The following is a 14,946-nucleotide window of genomic DNA, read 5'->3' on the forward strand; positions in this document are numbered from 1 at the left end:
TAAGGAATTTCTCTATATAAAAGGGGCTGACCCAAAAGGCTTGATTTTAGACCTTGGGTTAGCCTTTTTTCATCCGTTTATCTTTTCATTCAGGTAAACGTAAAACCCGCGACGTTCCATGCACTCCAGTCACAAAGTTAACTTGAGCCTCCTCTCCTCATTCCTCCTACTTAATTGGTTTTGCAAAAAAAAAGAGCTGTAATTCCAATGAGGGTTTGTGAGAAAAATACAATGAATGAAAGGGTAAATAGAATAAATTTGACTGCGTTTACAACCTAGTAGTCACTTGGAATACCACCATCATGGTAAAATTAGTATAAAAATATTTAAATTATTATAATTGACAGTGAAAGATTTAGCATGATACAATCACACTCGTATTCAAAACTCACTTAAGAACGTATTGAACGTTCATTATATATTGATTATCTCTTATCAAGAGAGGTGGAGGGAAGTGCCCTATGAAGCCCGGCAACCATCAACTTACTTAGAGTTGAAGTGGTGCCAATTCACTCAAAGCGTATGCTTTGAAAGATGAGAGAAAGGTTTTTCCTTATGCCTTTCTGCTCATATGCAGAAAGGCATTTTTATTTATAAAACATATTTCTACTACAAAAGCTAGCTTTTAAACAGTTGTAGCAGACATAGTAAAAGAATATATAGAGAAATAAAAGTGAGCGAAATTTAGAAAGAAGGTGACAGGATGATTCTCTTAAAGGATGTAAACAAAACTTATGAAACAAAGTCAGGTAAAGTGAATGCTGTTCAGAATGTTAACCTCGAGATTCAAAAAGGTGAGATCTATGGCATAATCGGTTACAGTGGTGCGGGGAAAAGCTCTTTAATACGATTATTAAACGGATTAGAAAAACCAACAAGCGGAACGATTCAAGTTGCAGGAAATGATATCGGAACAATAAAGGGTTCTACTCTACGAGAGGCACGCCAAGAAATTAGTATGATCTTCCAACACTTTAATTTACTTTGGTCAAGAACAGTCCGTGAAAATATTGCGTTTCCATTAGAGATTGCAGGTGTTAGGAAGGCCGCTAGAAAAGCAAGAGTTGATGAATTAATTAAATTGGTGGGATTAGAAGGAAGAGAGGATGCGTATCCTTCTCAATTAAGTGGTGGGCAAAAACAACGTGTTGGAATTGCAAGAGCTCTAGCAAATAACCCAAAGGTGTTGTTATGTGATGAAGCAACGTCAGCACTTGATCCACAAACTACTGATTCTATTTTAGATTTACTAGTTGATATTAACGAACGACTTGGTTTAACAATCGTGTTAATTACACATGAAATGCATGTTATCCGAAAAATATGTCATCGTGTGGCTGTAATGGAAAGTGGAGAAGTTGTAGAGGAAGGTAATGTACTAGATGTATTTAGAAATCCAAAACAACCGATTACGAAACGATTCGTTAAGCAAGTAACGGAACCAGAAGAAACTAATGAAGTAGTCGGACATTTATTAGAGCTCTATCCTAAAGGTAGAGTCATTCAATTGACCTTTGTAGGGGAAGCTGCAGAGCAACCATTAATGACAAATCTCATTCGAAAATACGATATAGAAGTCAATATTCTCCAAGGGAAAATATCACAAACTCAAAGTGGTTCATATGGAAATTTATTTATACATCTTGATGGGGAAGAGCTAGAAGTAAATAAAGCGTTAAGCTATATTTATGAACAACAAGTAGAAGTTGAGGTGATTGCAAATGCTTGAGCAGCTGTTACCTGAAGTAAAATGGGAAAAGGTTTGGGATGCAACATATGAAACAACCTATATGACGGGTGTTTCTGTAATAGCTACATTTATTATCGGTTTAATACTAGGATTACTATTATTTTTAACATCAAAGGGAAATATATGGAGTAATAGCTTAATCAATAGTGTTTTATCAGGTATTGTGAATATTTTTAGGTCTATTCCATTCATTATACTTGTTATTTTACTTTTACCTTTTACAAAAATTGTGGTTGGCTCAATACTTGGTGCAAATGCCGCTTTACCAGCTTTAATTATCGGCTCAGCACCTTTCTATGCAAGAATGGTTGAGTTAGCTCTTAGAGAAGTGGATAAAGGGGTAATCGAGGCAGCAAAATCAATGGGGGCAAAAACTTCTACTATTATGTGGAAAGTGTTATTCCCAGAATCACTTCCTGCACTTATTTCTGGCATAACTGTAACAGCCATTGCTTTAGTTGGCTTTACTGCTATGGCGGGTGTGGTTGGTGCTGGAGGGTTAGGTGACCTTGCGTATAGAGAAGGTTTCCAACGTAATAACTTTGAAGTGACGATTATTGCAACCATCTTCATCTTAATTATTGTGTTTATTATCCAAATTATTGGTGATATCTTAGTAAAAATAACTGACAAACGTTAGGAGGAAATCGGAATGAAAAAATATCTTTTATCAATCGTATTAACTGTTTTTGCTATACTACTTGTTGCATGTGGTGGAGGCGAAAATGAAGCAACTCAAGAAAATAATGCAGGGAATGAAGAAGAAGCAAAAGTACTTAAAGTAGGTGCAACAACAGTACCTCACGCTGAAATTTTAGAAGAAGCTAAACCTCTTTTAGCTGAAAAAGGAATTGAACTGGAAATTGAAGAGTTTTCGGATTATCCGATCATTAACCCTGCTCTTGCTGAGGGAGATCTTGATGCCAACTATTTCCAACATGTACCTTACCTAGACAATGCTATTAAAGAAAATGGGTTCGAGCTTGAGAATGTTGGAGCAATTCATATTGAACCTTTTGGTATCTATTCTAAAGAATATAAAACATTAGAAGAATTGCCAGAGGGTGCGAAGATTATTATGAGTAATAATGTTGCTGAAATGGGTCGAGTTTTAGCACTTCTTCAAGAAAAGGGTTTAATTACATTAGATTCAGAAGTAGAAAAAATTAACGCAACAAAAGATGATATTATTGAAAATCCAAAAAATCTTGAAATTGTTGATTCAGTTGCACCTGAAATGTTAGCAAGTGCATTTGAAAATAATGAAGGTGATGCCGTTATTATTAATGGTAACTATGCTCTTGCAGCAGGTCTAAATCCAGCAGAAGATGCAGTTGCACTTGAGGCTGGAGAAGACAATCCATATGCGAATATCATTGTTGTCCGCAGTGAGGATAAAGATAATGAAGAAATTAAAACATTAGTTGAAGTATTAAAATCACAAGAGATTAAAGAGTTTATTAATACAAAATATCCTGGATCTGTATTACCAGTAAACGAATAATGTTTTAAAAAAGATCTGTGAAAACAGATCTTTTTTTACTATTAATTACAAATGTATTTTGCTCTATAAAATTCATAATTACCTTGAAGTAAGATCATCGAATACATTCATCATATTTATACATACTATAATTGATAATGTTATGAAATGGAGATGTGTATGAATGGAATACCATGAACCTAGAAATTCTACTGAAGCTGCTTTACATGAATACAAGAGTGGTTTAGGTGTGTTTACTCAAAAAATGCCTGAGATTGCACGTCACTATAATGCCTTCACAGAAACTTGTTTTATGGAAGGAACACTTTCGCAAAAACAAAAACACCTAATTGCGCTAGGAATTGCAATTAATGCCCAAGATGAATACTGTATTATTTATCACACTAAAGGCTGCTTAGATACAGGAGCAAGTGAAGAAGAAATCTTAGAGGCAATTGGTGTAACAGCTGCATTTGGCGGAGGAGCTGCTATGAGTCAGGCAGTTACCTTAGTCCAAGAATGCATCGTTGAATTAAACGAATTAAAACAATAAAGTGTGTAAAAGTGAGGATTTTCGAGCAATTGTGCAAGATAGTTCTGTAAATTAATAGGTGAGTCAGTCATCCGCTTATATCCATTGTCAGATAATCTAACGAGCTTTGAGTTAGTAGAATTTTCTTGTTAAGCTTATTTGTGTACAATAAATAAGCTGAAAGGATTGATTCATTATCCACTCAAGTCAAGAAATTCTTGATTTAACGTACACAACGGAAATGGAAAAAGCGATGCATCACACACACGGAATGGGCTATGCTGAATATGCAATGAAGCATGAAAAGCGTATGGACGTTGAGAAAAATCGTGAAGAAGATTATCGCAAGAGTCAATTGATTTATGCTGAACTTGAGAGAAAAATGGTAAAATAGAAGCTGTAACCCAGTCATATAGGAAATGATGATGGAAAAGCTGTAGGAAAGCTCAACTTGGAGTTTGCCTACAGCTTTTTTAAAAGGATAAGCTGTACGGACGTAGTAATTAGTGGAAGAAGAACTCATTTTTTCATAACCTGATTCGTAACTTTGTAGGCCTTATAATGAAATGTCCTAGAGTGATAAATGTCTAGTAATAGGAAGCAACTGAGAAATGCGATCTACTGATGTTTTACTCTGAATTTTCATTTTAATAAATAATCAATGCCATGCACAGGAATTTTAATGAATGTTTTTTCTAGCATAGTAGAAAATAATCTAAGTAGGTATGGTAGATTCAAGAAGAATTATATTATATAGTAGAAAGTGGCTAATTTCTCATGTGCATACATAAAAGATAAGAAGTAAAGAAAAGAAATGACCCTATTTTTAGTCTTTGGTATTTGTCTTTGTGTACGTTGCTTATTAGCATCGACTAAATGAGAAAATAGAACGATGATAGTGAATAACAGAGAATATGCTTAAAAGATTGCATTGAAAAAGGTCAGAAATAATCATTCGATTTATCTAGACTTTAATCGACTCATTTCATTATGGTTGTGTTCACTTTTCATTTGTTATAAAATTAGAATGAGAATAAAATGAGAATTAGTAAATTTTATATATTACGGAGGTATCGTTATGGCAGGTTCTACATTAATCATTAAGGATTTACACGTAGAGATTGATGGTAAAGAGATTTTAAAGGGTGTAAATCTTGAAATAAACGGCGGAGAGTTCCATGCAATCATGGGACCAAATGGTACAGGTAAATCTACTCTATCATCTGCAATCATGGGTCACCCAAAATATGAAGTGACACAAGGTAGCATTACTCTTGATGGTGAAGATGTACTAGAAATGGAAGTTGACGAGCGTGCGCGTGCAGGTCTATTCCTAGCTATGCAATATCCAAGTGAAATTAGTGGAGTAACAAATGCAGACTTCTTACGTTCTTCAATTAATGCTCGTCGCGAAGAAGGGGAAGAAATTTCATTAATGAAATTCATCCGTAAAATGGATGCAAACATGGAAGAATTAGAAATGGATCCAGATATGGCACAACGTTACTTAAACGAAGGATTCTCAGGTGGAGAGAAAAAACGTAATGAAATCCTTCAATTAATGATGATTGAGCCAAAAATTGCAATTCTAGATGAAATTGACTCTGGTCTTGATATTGATGCACTTAAAGTTGTTGCTAAAGGGATCAACAAAATGCGCAGCGAAGAGTTTGGCTGCTTAATGATCACTCACTACCAACGCCTACTTAACTACATTACTCCAGATAAAGTACACGTAATGATGCAAGGTCGCGTTGTAAAATCAGGTGGACCAGAACTAGCACAACGTTTAGAAGCAGAAGGTTATGACTGGATTAAACAAGAACTAGGTATTGAAGACGAAACTGTTGGTCAAGAAGCTTAAGCGTAAGGGGAGGTAAGACGTATGGAAACGAAAACTTTCAATCAGGATTATGTCACTAGCTTTTCAAAGCAGCTAGGTGAACCAGATTGGCTTACAGATCTTCGCTTACAAGCTCTTGCTAAAAGTGAGGATCTTCCAATGCCAAAGCCAGATAAAACAAAAATCGACAAATGGAATTTTACACATTTCAAAGAACATGTTGTGAAAAATGAAGCATTATCATCTTTAACAGACTTAGACGAAGATGTAAAAGCACTAATTGATGTAGAAGCTTCAAATAACAACTTATATGTACAAGTAAATAATACAGCTGCTTATACTTCTATTTCTGAAGAATTAAAAGCACAAGGTGTTATTTTAATGGATATTCACACGGCAGCTAGTGAGCACTCAGAGCTTGTAAAAAAATACTTTATGACAGATGGTGTAAAGGTTGATGAACATCGCCTTACAGCACTGCACGCAGCTCTTTTAAATGGTGGTGTGTTTGTCTATGTACCTAAGAATGTTGAAGTGGCAGAACCAATTCAAACAATCTTCGTACACAATGATCCAAACACAACATTGTTTAACCACGTAATTGTTGTAGCAGACGACAATAGCTCAGTAACGTATGTAGAGAACTATATTTCAACTGTACAAGAGGTTGAAGGTGTATTCAATATTATCTCAGAGGTGTTTGCGAATACGAACTCACGCGTGACGTACGGTGCAGTTGATACATTAGCAAAAGGTATTACAACGTATGTTAACCGTCGCGGCGTAGCAGCACGTGATGCTCGTATTGAATGGGCTCTTGGTTTAATGAACGATGGAGATACTATTTCAGAGAATGTAACGAACCTAATGGGTGACGGCTCGTATGGAGATACAAAATCTGTCGTTGTAGGTAGAGGAGAGCAAAAGCAAAACTTTACAACAAAGGTTGTTCACTTTGGTAAGCACTCTGAAGGATACATTCTTAAGCATGGTGTAATGAAAGATAGTGCTTCTTCTATCTTTAACGGAATTGGAAAGATTGAACATGGAGCATCTAAGTCTAATGCAGAACAAGAATCTCGTGTGTTAATGCTTAGTGAAAAAGCTCGTGGAGACGCGAATCCAATTCTTCTGATTGATGAAGATGATGTAACGGCAGGTCACGCAGCATCTGTTGGTCGTGTAGACCCAATTCAGCTTTACTATTTAATGAGCCGTGGAATTTCAAAGGTAGAGGCTGAGCGCTTAGTTATTCATGGTTTCTTAGCACCTGTTGTTAAGGAATTACCAATTGAAGGCGTGAAAAAGCAGTTAGTTGAGGTAATTGAAAGGAAAGTTCGATAATGAATATCTCAGATATTCGAAAACACTTTCCGATTCTTGATCAGCAAGTAAACGGTAGAGACCTTGTCTATTTAGATAGTGCGGCAACGTCTCAAAAGCCGTTAGCAGTAATTGATGCATTATCTACCTACTATCGTGAATATAATTCTAATGTACATCGTGGTGTTCATACTCTTGGAACACGCGCAACAGACGGCTATGAAGGTGCTCGTGAAAAAGTAAGGAAATTTATTGGCGCTAAGTCAATGCAGGAGATTATTTTCACACGTGGTGCAACTACAGCCTTAAATATCGTTGCACAGAGTTATGGTTTAGCGAATGTGAAGCAGGGTGATGAAATTGTCATCACCTACATGGAGCACCATGCAAATGTGATTCCTTGGCAGCAAGTAGCTAAAATCACTGGCGCAACATTAAAATATATTCCATTGCAAGAGGATGGAACAATTGATCTAAAAGATGTGGAAGAAACGGTTACTTCCCAGACGAAGATTGTTTCTGTCATGCAGGTGTCAAATGTTCTAGGTACGATTAATCCAATTAAAGAAATTGCACAAATTGCCCACAAGCATGGTGCCATTATGGTTGTTGATGGAGCGCAAAGTACTCCACATATGAAAGTGGATGTTCAGGATTTAGACTGTGATTTCTTTGCCTTCTCAGGTCATAAAATGGGTGCACCAACTGGAATCGGTGTTCTCTATGGAAAGAAGCAGCTTCTTGAAAAAATGGAGCCTGTTGAATTTGGTGGAGAGATGATTGATTTCGTAGGACTTCAAGAATCAACATGGAAAGAGCTACCTTGGAAATTTGAAGCTGGCACACCAATTATTGCAGGTGCAATTGGACTTGGAGCTGCTATTGATTTCTTACAGGAAATTGGTCTAGAGAACATTGAAGCACATGAGCATAAACTAGCACAATATGCTATGGAGAAATTAAGTGATGTTGAGGGTTTAACTATATATGGACCAAATCATCGTGCGGGCCTCATTACCTTTAATATTGAAGATGTTCACCCACATGATGTGGCAACTGTATTAGATGCTGAGGGAATTGCTGTACGTGCAGGACATCACTGTGCACAGCCTTTAATGAAATGGCTAAAAGTATCTGCAACTGCAAGAGCTAGCTTCTACCTGTATAATACAGAAGAAGAAGTCGACAAGTTAGTGGCCGGTATCTTAAAAACAAAGGAGTACTTCAGTAATGTCTAATTCTGTTAATCTTGATACACTATATCGTCAAGTGATTATGGACCATTACAAGAATCCTAGAAATAAAGGGGTTCTTGAGGATAGTCTGACAATAGATATGAACAATCCAACTTGTGGTGACCGTATCCGCTTAACATTAGATATTGAAGATGATATTGTCAAGGATGCTAAATTCGATGGTGAAGGCTGCTCTATTTCAATGTCATCTGCATCAATGATGACTCAAGCGATCAAAGGGAAATCATTAGACAAAGCATTACAAATGTCGCAAATTTTCTCTAAAATGATGGTTGGGGAAGAATATGATGAAGATATTGACTTAGGTGATATTGAATCATTACAAGGTGTAGCAAAATTTCCTGCCCGAATTAAATGTGCTACATTACCTTGGAAAGCAATGGAAAAGGGCGTTAATAATACTAGCAATGAATAAGGAGAAATCCTTAAATTCTAATAAGACAGGAGTGAATGTTGATGGCAAAAAAAGCACCTGAAATTGGCGATTACAAATATGGATTTGCTGACAAGGATGTTTCCATCTTCCGTTCAGAGCGAGGTTTAACGAAAGAAATCGTTGAAGAAATTTCTCGCATGAAAAACGAACCACAATGGATGCTTGATTTCCGCTTGAAATCTTTAGAGCATTTTTATAATATGCCAATGCCTCAATGGGGCGGTAACATGGCTGAGCTTAACTTTGATGAGATTACTTATTATGTTAAGCCATCTGAAAAATCTGAGCGCTCATGGGATGAAGTTCCTGAGGAAATCAAAAACACATTTGATAAATTAGGAATTCCAGAAGCAGAGCAAAAATATTTAGCGGGTGTATCTGCTCAATATGAATCAGAGGTTGTTTATCACAACATGAAGGAAGATCTTGAAGATTTAGGTATTGTATTTAAGGATACGGATACTGCTCTTAAAGAAAATGAAGATATTTTCCGCGAGCATTTTGGAAAAGTTATCCCACCAACTGATAACAAGTTCTCTGCTTTAAACTCAGCTGTATGGTCTGGTGGTTCATTCATCTATGTACCTAAGGGTGTAAAAGTGGATACGCCACTTCAAGCTTACTTCCGTATTAACTCTGAAAATATGGGTCAATTTGAGCGTACATTAATCGTTGTAGACGAAGGCGCGCATGTACACTATGTAGAGGGATGTACAGCACCTGTTTACACTACAAACTCACTTCACAGTGCGGTTGTTGAAATTATCGTTAAAGATGGTGGATATTGCCGTTATACAACGATTCAAAACTGGGCGAACAACGTATTCAACCTAGTTACAAAACGTGCAGTTTGTGATGCGAACGCAACAATGGAATGGATTGATGGTAACATCGGGTCTAAGCTTACAATGAAATACCCTGCAGTTATTCTTCGTGGTGAAGGTGCTCGTGGTATGACTCTTTCAATTGCTCTTGCAGGTAAAGGTCAGCACCAGGATGCAGGTGCTAAAATGATTCACCTTGCACCAAATACGTCATCAACGATTGTTTCAAAATCCATCTCTAAACAAGGTGGTAAAGTAACATACCGTGGTATTGTACACTTTGGACGTAAAGCAGAAGGCGCAAGATCAAATATTGAATGTGATACACTCATCATGGATAATCAATCAACATCTGATACAATCCCATACAATGAAATCCTAAACGACAATATTTCACTTGAGCATGAAGCGAAAGTATCAAAAGTATCTGAAGAACAGCTCTTCTACTTAATGAGCCGTGGTATTTCAGAGGAAGAAGCAACTGAAATGATCGTAATGGGCTTCATCGAGCCATTTACAAAAGAACTTCCAATGGAATATGCAGTTGAAATGAACCGTCTAATCAAGTTCGAGATGGAAGGTTCGATTGGATAACTAACGATTAACCCTTGTATATCAAGGGTTTTTCTTGTTTTTAGCACGTGCAAAAATGAAATTTTTTTGACGTTATTTGAAGTTATTATTAGCATAATTTTTTGATGTATAAGCAGTGAATTTTACAAGTTCTTCTGTTTGAATTTTTTAGTGATATGTTCATATGTTCTACTTCATTCTTTCGTGTCTTTATGACCTATGCAAGTATTGGGGCAGGGTTTAGAGCAATTAGAAGTGCAAACGGCAATCCTGATGGCATCATCCTAAATAATGCTGATGCAATGGATTTAGAATTGCTAACAGATACAACATGGCAATATATTCCCCCCCTAAATTCATGTAGAACCTTAAAACCTATTCTTTTGGTGGTGAATTTGATGAAGGCGAAGGGGGTGTTGCGAACCTTCAATCTATTGCATGGGCATTTTGTCCGAAGGTGGACTTCAGATTGATTTTTTATAAATCAGGGAAAGCGTTCCAACGTGGACATATTAAAATCCGTGCAAGAATCAATAGTGATTTTGCTTTGACGAATCCGAAATATTTCACATATTAAACCGACAACAACAGTATAAAATGTAGGTTTGACAAGGCAGGGGGAAACCCTTGCTTTTTTTCTTGTAAAAAGTTGTACTATTTGAAATAATTGTTATTGAACTAAAGGCAGTAGGATTCAATAAGTGGCTAGATAATCGAAGTGGATTATGAAAAACATGTCTTATTTGCTAAGGAGCTATTAAGGAAGATGAATTGGTGGTATAGGATTTATTTTATAATTATAGGAGTAGTGTCTTTTTTTACTGGTGAAATAGTTACTTTTATTATGTTATCGTTTATTTTCTTAAGTTTGAATAATATCAATTCAACATTAAAGAAGATTTACATTCAAAATAAAGATAAGAACAATCAAGATTAAGCTATGATTTCTTATTCAAGTAACGCTACCCTAACATTTACTTCAATAAAAACCTTCAAAATAAATGAACAAAACTCACGTCAAGCAATAGTAAGCTCTTACTGAAGACCCTTATTTTATTTGGCTTAAATTCGTGCCAAAAACGTGCCGAGTTTTTTCCAAGTTGAAATTATATCAAATTTAAGGAATATTTTATAAATAGCTTAATATCAAGGGTTTTTCTTTTCTTTACCGCATGCTAAGTTCTCCAAAAACAACAGTATACTTATGTTAGACCTACACTATTAGTATAAAAATGTAGTTTGATAAGGCAAGGGGGAACCCTAGCTTTTTTCTGTTGTAAAAGGTCTTACTACTTGAAAAAAATGGTATTTAACAAAGTAGTTTCGAGGAGGAAGAAACATACAATTTTATGTGTAACTTTTCTCCAACTAATTCGTATAGGTTTTATAATATTGCCCTATAAAAAGGATATGATTTAGAACCCATCAACGATTTGAAGCAATTTTTTCAGCTATGGATATTTGATCCAATACACTCTGTAGTTATGAAAAAATCACGTTTCGCAAGACCTGTTGAGCACAAATTTACTGCTATATTATTCAACGGATTCCATTTATTAAAGACCTAGGAAGCGATTAAAGAACGATATCGTATTCCGTTTCGATTATGGCTTTTTAATAGATCGTATAAATAACATGTTAAAACAGCCGTAAGTTACTTAAGAGTTAAGAATTCGAGCTCTTTTCTAAGAGATTATTGTCTTTTATAGATTCTTTGCACGAAAACGACTTAAGGCTAAATGAAGGGGAAACGCGAGACTACTGCAGGTGGTGGAGTGGGACAGTTAGGTGAGTTCACACAGGCGTTTACGCCGAGGAGCTCACCGCTCGTCCTGCGGAAAGCGAGCAACTGGAGAGAAATTCAACTAGACCGAACACTTGATAAATAGCCAAATATTTAAAAGGTATCTACCTTCTATAGGTCTGTGTTTCTGGTTGGAGTTTCTATCAATCTATATTTATTTTAGTTGAGATGAAAATAATAAATAGGTACTCTTATTTGTGATAATTGTAAAAATTTGTTGCGAGGAGATTAGCTTTTTAGGAGGATGTTATGGGATATATTATGGAGTTAAGGGAAATAGTAGGGAATCGTCCTCTCATCATGACTGGCGCGTGTGTCATTCTGATGAATAGTCATAATGAGATGTTATTACAACTTCGGAGGGACAATAATTGTTGGGGATTTCCAGGTGGTTCATTAGAAATGGGAGAAAGAGTAGAAGAGACAGCTAAAAGAGAATTATTTGAAGAAACGGGCTTGTTGGCAAAAGAATTACTGTTATTTAATGTCTTTTCCGGACAAGATTTATACTATAAATATCCTAATGGAGATGAAGTTTATAATGTGGTGACAGCATACATATGTAAAAATTATGAAGGTACGTTGAGAAAGGAAGAAAAAGAAGTTCAGGAACTAAAATTTTTTAATATGGCTGACATTCCATCTCCTATTAGTCCGCCTGATTTACCAATACTAAATGAGTATATAAAGAAGTGCTTATTTTGATAAGGTTATTTTCATTAGGATTAGTTCCCAAAGTAGCGTAAATAGAAGAAGTAGAAAAATAGTTCAAGATGAAAAAGAGCAGGTGCTTCCCTACTCTTTCTCCTGTGTGTCTACTTTATTTTATCTTTAAGATTCTATTTGGCCAAGATAGACTACCTACTTAGTTTCAATCGGTTCTGACCGACTAGGAAGCCAGTTAGCCAATAGGGGAGGTAAATGGTTATCATTTGCCCTCGTAGTATGCCCGCCTTTTTCAAGCTTAAAGGTCTTATCTTTACTTGACACATAGTCAATGACTCGGATGTTTTGCTCTTTTAAGACGAGACGATCAAAATCATTTGAGATGACGAGCAGGTTTGCATGGATATTGGATAAATGAGCTTCTTTACCATGAATCTTTAGTCCGCCGTCTATTAATTTATTTCCTTTCCCTAACTCTTCAATGAGTTCTTTCATGGCTGCTCCAGTAAATGGAATATGGCCATCTGTCCACTTTTTTAGTCGTTTCCATTTCTCTACATACTGATCATCATAAGCTTTATTTAATAAAGAAAGGTAAGGACTAAAATAGATAGGGCTTGTGACCATTCTCATTGCCGCTTTCATGGCACGTCCAGAAACAAGTCCTGTTGTTTCAAGCAGATCATTTACATCTAATAACCCTTCTTTGCTAGCTTGTGCAATTTCTTTGAAGTAGGGAACGGTCTCAAAGTCAATTGGAGAGACATTTACTATTAAGTTACGTATAGGTTCTTCGGCAATTGTCGTATACATGGTTGCAAGAGTACCTCCTAAACAATAGCCGATAAGTGTGATTTCTTTCGCATTCGAATGTCTAATTGCTCTTCGTACACCCTTTTGGATATAGTCAACAACGTAATCAATGGCTGTGATATCTTTGTCTTCATAGCCAGGGATACCGAAATCTAAAAGATAGACTTCAAAACCATTTCGGGTGAAATTTTCAATCACACTATTCCCTGGTGCCATATCTAAAATAAATGGTTGATTGACTAATGAATAGACAAGAAATAAGGGAACCCTGTATTTCTTTTCAGACGGAGCGTAATACCAAAGTGTTGCTTTGTTCTTTTTCCAAACAGGTTCTCTTGGTGTTACACCTATCTTGGGTGTAGGACTATTCCAAACCCCGAAAAATCCTTTCCACCGCTTTATTTCTTGTTCTAGGTTATAGGCTGAACTGTTAGTTTTTGGGTTCATCTTATTTCTTTCTCTTTCTTTTTTCTTCTAAAAGAAGTAACAATTTCTGATTCAACTCTTTAAAATCAACTTGACCAGGTGGTTTCATGACCTCACGATAGAGGTCTTTTTTTAGGTCGAATACAGGGTTTTTCTTCTTCTTTTCTAGTAGTTTTTTGCTACACTTTATGACACGTCTTTTTATTGACCCCTCTAGTTTTTCTAATGGTTTAATAAGTTCTTCATGGATGCACCCGAGAGAAACGTTGGTTTTGTGCTCATGCCTTTTTTTAGAATGCTTAGTCTCACAATGGGTAGGTAGCTTCTCTACTAAAGTCTTTTTTAAGCCGTGAAGAAGGTCGATTACTTCATGTAATTCATCCTCTAAATGATCAAGTTTGTCTTCAGATTGCACAATTAATTTTCCTAACCGACCGACATCCTTCTTAGTAGGGAAATTTAGCTGAACGGACATTTCCTCTACATATTCATGGATTGCTTTCACTAATTGAGAGACTACTTTACCTGTTGAGTTAGCCATTACGGCTACTTCTTTATGGTCTAAACTGTTTTGAATATATTGATTAAGCTTATGTTCAATTGTAAAACCTAGCTGCTTCAGCATGGAGAATAGTTCATGTGTTTCATTTTGTTTCTTACTCATTTGTTTTCCTCCTATCTTTGGTAGGTGACAAAAATAGATTTACTATAGTATAGAGAATGCTATGAAAAAGGTGAATAAAATAAGGAAGGAGCCGGTGCCTTTCTTAATAAGCTGTTCCTTGCTAGTACATGAACCGTTACGAGACTTTATAGATTGGAATATAGTAGTATTGTTCATTCTAATTTATGGAGGAGATCCAATGATCAATGATTATAAGATGAAAGACGAGGACAGCTATAGAATTGCAGAGGGAAAAACAAACAAACTGTATGCAGATCTCTTCCCCTTTATTGAAGGGGAAGAGGATATAATAGAAGCATTTTTTGAGCATTTTGAGTTTGATCATACAGTGACAGTTGAGGAGATGGTTTGGTTTTATATGATTTTTGAAGTTTTATATGAAAAAGATACATTGCCTTTTCATTATTATGTAGGTAATCGTTAAAAAATAGTGTAAGAAAGAGGGGAAGATTGTCTTTGCCTTCTATGTATCTATACGACTGACCATGCTAGAAAGCGTATGAAGAGAGGACAAAAGTCTTTAGTTTATGTT

At 36.0% G+C, this 14,946-nt stretch carries 15 protein-coding genes and 1 riboswitch; of the genes, 13 read left to right on the forward strand and 2 right to left on the reverse strand.

The genetic code is table 11. From position 1 onward, the window contains the following. Positions 1–429 precede the first annotated feature (429 nt). Positions 430–541: riboswitch (SAM riboswitch) on the forward strand. A gap of 162 nt (positions 542–703) precedes the next feature. The 12 genes from A9C19_RS02920 to A9C19_RS02970 all read left to right on the forward strand — a co-directional run bounded on the left by A9C19_RS02920 (position 704) and on the right by A9C19_RS02970 (position 12,529). Next, entirely contained in the window at positions 704–1,729 is a 1,026-nt protein-coding gene (locus A9C19_RS02920; protein WP_072578568.1) for a methionine ABC transporter ATP-binding protein, read from the forward strand. Continuing rightward, positions 1,722–2,390: a methionine ABC transporter permease gene (locus A9C19_RS02925; protein ID WP_072578569.1), complete on the forward strand. Its 669-nt coding sequence runs from the start codon at positions 1,722–1,724 to the stop codon at positions 2,388–2,390. The genes A9C19_RS02920 and A9C19_RS02925 overlap by 8 nt, the downstream gene beginning before the upstream one ends. Positions 2,391–2,402: 12 nt before the next feature. Further along, positions 2,403–3,254, forward strand: coding sequence for a MetQ/NlpA family ABC transporter substrate-binding protein (locus A9C19_RS02930; protein WP_072578570.1), 852 nt, complete (start codon positions 2,403–2,405; stop codon positions 3,252–3,254). A 163-nt stretch (positions 3,255–3,417) separates the two neighbouring features. After that, positions 3,418–3,786: a carboxymuconolactone decarboxylase family protein gene (locus tag A9C19_RS02935; protein ID WP_072578571.1), complete on the forward strand. Its 369-nt coding sequence runs from the start codon at positions 3,418–3,420 to the stop codon at positions 3,784–3,786. A 232-nt stretch (positions 3,787–4,018) separates the two neighbouring features. Further along, the gene (locus tag A9C19_RS21960) at positions 4,019–4,159 is read left to right on the forward strand and encodes a YuzK family famiily protein (protein WP_199445843.1); all 141 of its coding nucleotides are present in this window, start codon (positions 4,019–4,021) and stop codon (positions 4,157–4,159) included. Positions 4,160–4,843: 684 nt separating this feature from the next. After that, on the forward strand, positions 4,844–5,629 hold the full coding sequence (gene sufC, locus A9C19_RS02940; protein WP_072578572.1) for a Fe-S cluster assembly ATPase SufC: 786 nt from the start codon (positions 4,844–4,846) through the stop codon (positions 5,627–5,629). Positions 5,630–5,650: 21 nt separating this feature from the next. Next, positions 5,651–6,952, forward strand: a complete 1,302-nt coding sequence (gene sufD, locus A9C19_RS02945; protein WP_072578573.1) for a Fe-S cluster assembly protein SufD — start codon at positions 5,651–5,653, stop codon at positions 6,950–6,952. Continuing rightward, entirely contained in the window at positions 6,952–8,169 is a 1,218-nt protein-coding gene (locus A9C19_RS02950; protein WP_072578574.1) for a cysteine desulfurase, read from the forward strand. Before sufD ends, A9C19_RS02950 begins: the two co-directional genes overlap by 1 nt. Next, complete coding sequence (gene sufU / locus A9C19_RS02955) at positions 8,162–8,602, forward strand: Fe-S cluster assembly sulfur transfer protein SufU (RefSeq protein WP_072578575.1); 441 nt, start codon at positions 8,162–8,164, stop codon at positions 8,600–8,602. The genes A9C19_RS02950 and sufU overlap by 8 nt, the downstream gene beginning before the upstream one ends. Positions 8,603–8,643: 41 nt before the next feature. Further along, positions 8,644–10,041: a Fe-S cluster assembly protein SufB gene (gene sufB, locus A9C19_RS02960; protein ID WP_072578576.1), complete on the forward strand. Its 1,398-nt coding sequence runs from the start codon at positions 8,644–8,646 to the stop codon at positions 10,039–10,041. Between the two features lie 1,718 nt (positions 10,042–11,759). Beyond that, positions 11,760–11,909: a hypothetical protein gene (locus tag A9C19_RS21645; RefSeq protein WP_158515048.1), complete on the forward strand. Its 150-nt coding sequence runs from the start codon at positions 11,760–11,762 to the stop codon at positions 11,907–11,909. A gap of 164 nt (positions 11,910–12,073) precedes the next feature. Further along, the gene (locus A9C19_RS02970; RefSeq protein WP_072578578.1) at positions 12,074–12,529 is read left to right on the forward strand and encodes an NUDIX hydrolase; all 456 of its coding nucleotides are present in this window, start codon (positions 12,074–12,076) and stop codon (positions 12,527–12,529) included. Positions 12,530–12,685: 156 nt separating this feature from the next. On the opposite strand, the gene A9C19_RS02975 is transcribed toward A9C19_RS02970, so the two are convergent. Continuing rightward, positions 12,686–13,750, reverse strand: a complete 1,065-nt coding sequence (locus A9C19_RS02975) for an alpha/beta fold hydrolase (protein WP_072578579.1) — start codon at positions 13,748–13,750, stop codon at positions 12,686–12,688. Position 13,751: 1 nt separating this feature from the next. Beyond that, complete coding sequence (locus A9C19_RS02980) at positions 13,752–14,393, reverse strand: hypothetical protein (protein WP_072578580.1); 642 nt, start codon at positions 14,391–14,393, stop codon at positions 13,752–13,754. Between the two features lie 199 nt (positions 14,394–14,592). Here A9C19_RS02980 and A9C19_RS02985 point away from each other — a divergent pair, with 199 nt between their 5' ends. Next, positions 14,593–14,838, forward strand: a complete 246-nt coding sequence (locus A9C19_RS02985) for a hypothetical protein (RefSeq protein ID WP_072578581.1) — start codon at positions 14,593–14,595, stop codon at positions 14,836–14,838. The last annotated feature ends 108 nt before the right edge of the window (positions 14,839–14,946 follow it).

Source organism: Bacillus weihaiensis, assembly GCF_001889165.1.
Lineage (GTDB): Bacteria > Bacillota > Bacilli > Bacillales > Bacillaceae > Metabacillus > Metabacillus weihaiensis.

Bases quoted from the DNA above. Each gene is read 5' to 3' on its own strand.
- A9C19_RS02920 (WP_072578568.1), top strand. From the start codon at position 704: ATGATTCTCTTAAAGGATGTAAACAAAACTTATGAAACAAAGTCAGGT.
- A9C19_RS02925 (WP_072578569.1), top strand. From the start codon at position 1,722: ATGCTTGAGCAGCTGTTACCTGAAGTAAAATGGGAAAAGGTTTGGGAT.
- A9C19_RS02930 (WP_072578570.1), top strand. From the start codon at position 2,403: ATGAAAAAATATCTTTTATCAATCGTATTAACTGTTTTTGCTATACTA.
- A9C19_RS02935 (WP_072578571.1), top strand. From the start codon at position 3,418: ATGGAATACCATGAACCTAGAAATTCTACTGAAGCTGCTTTACATGAA.
- A9C19_RS21960 (WP_199445843.1), top strand. From the start codon at position 4,019: ATGCATCACACACACGGAATGGGCTATGCTGAATATGCAATGAAGCAT.
- sufC (WP_072578572.1), top strand. From the start codon at position 4,844: ATGGCAGGTTCTACATTAATCATTAAGGATTTACACGTAGAGATTGAT.
- sufD (WP_072578573.1), top strand. From the start codon at position 5,651: ATGGAAACGAAAACTTTCAATCAGGATTATGTCACTAGCTTTTCAAAG.
- A9C19_RS02950 (WP_072578574.1), top strand. From the start codon at position 6,952: ATGAATATCTCAGATATTCGAAAACACTTTCCGATTCTTGATCAGCAA.
- sufU (WP_072578575.1), top strand. From the start codon at position 8,162: ATGTCTAATTCTGTTAATCTTGATACACTATATCGTCAAGTGATTATG.
- sufB (WP_072578576.1), top strand. From the start codon at position 8,644: ATGGCAAAAAAAGCACCTGAAATTGGCGATTACAAATATGGATTTGCT.
- A9C19_RS21645 (WP_158515048.1), top strand. From the start codon at position 11,760: ATGAAGGGGAAACGCGAGACTACTGCAGGTGGTGGAGTGGGACAGTTA.
- A9C19_RS02970 (WP_072578578.1), top strand. From the start codon at position 12,074: ATGGGATATATTATGGAGTTAAGGGAAATAGTAGGGAATCGTCCTCTC.
- A9C19_RS02975 (WP_072578579.1), bottom strand. From the start codon at position 13,750: ATGAACCCAAAAACTAACAGTTCAGCCTATAACCTAGAACAAGAAATA.
- A9C19_RS02980 (WP_072578580.1), bottom strand. From the start codon at position 14,393: ATGAGTAAGAAACAAAATGAAACACATGAACTATTCTCCATGCTGAAG.
- A9C19_RS02985 (WP_072578581.1), top strand. From the start codon at position 14,593: ATGATCAATGATTATAAGATGAAAGACGAGGACAGCTATAGAATTGCA.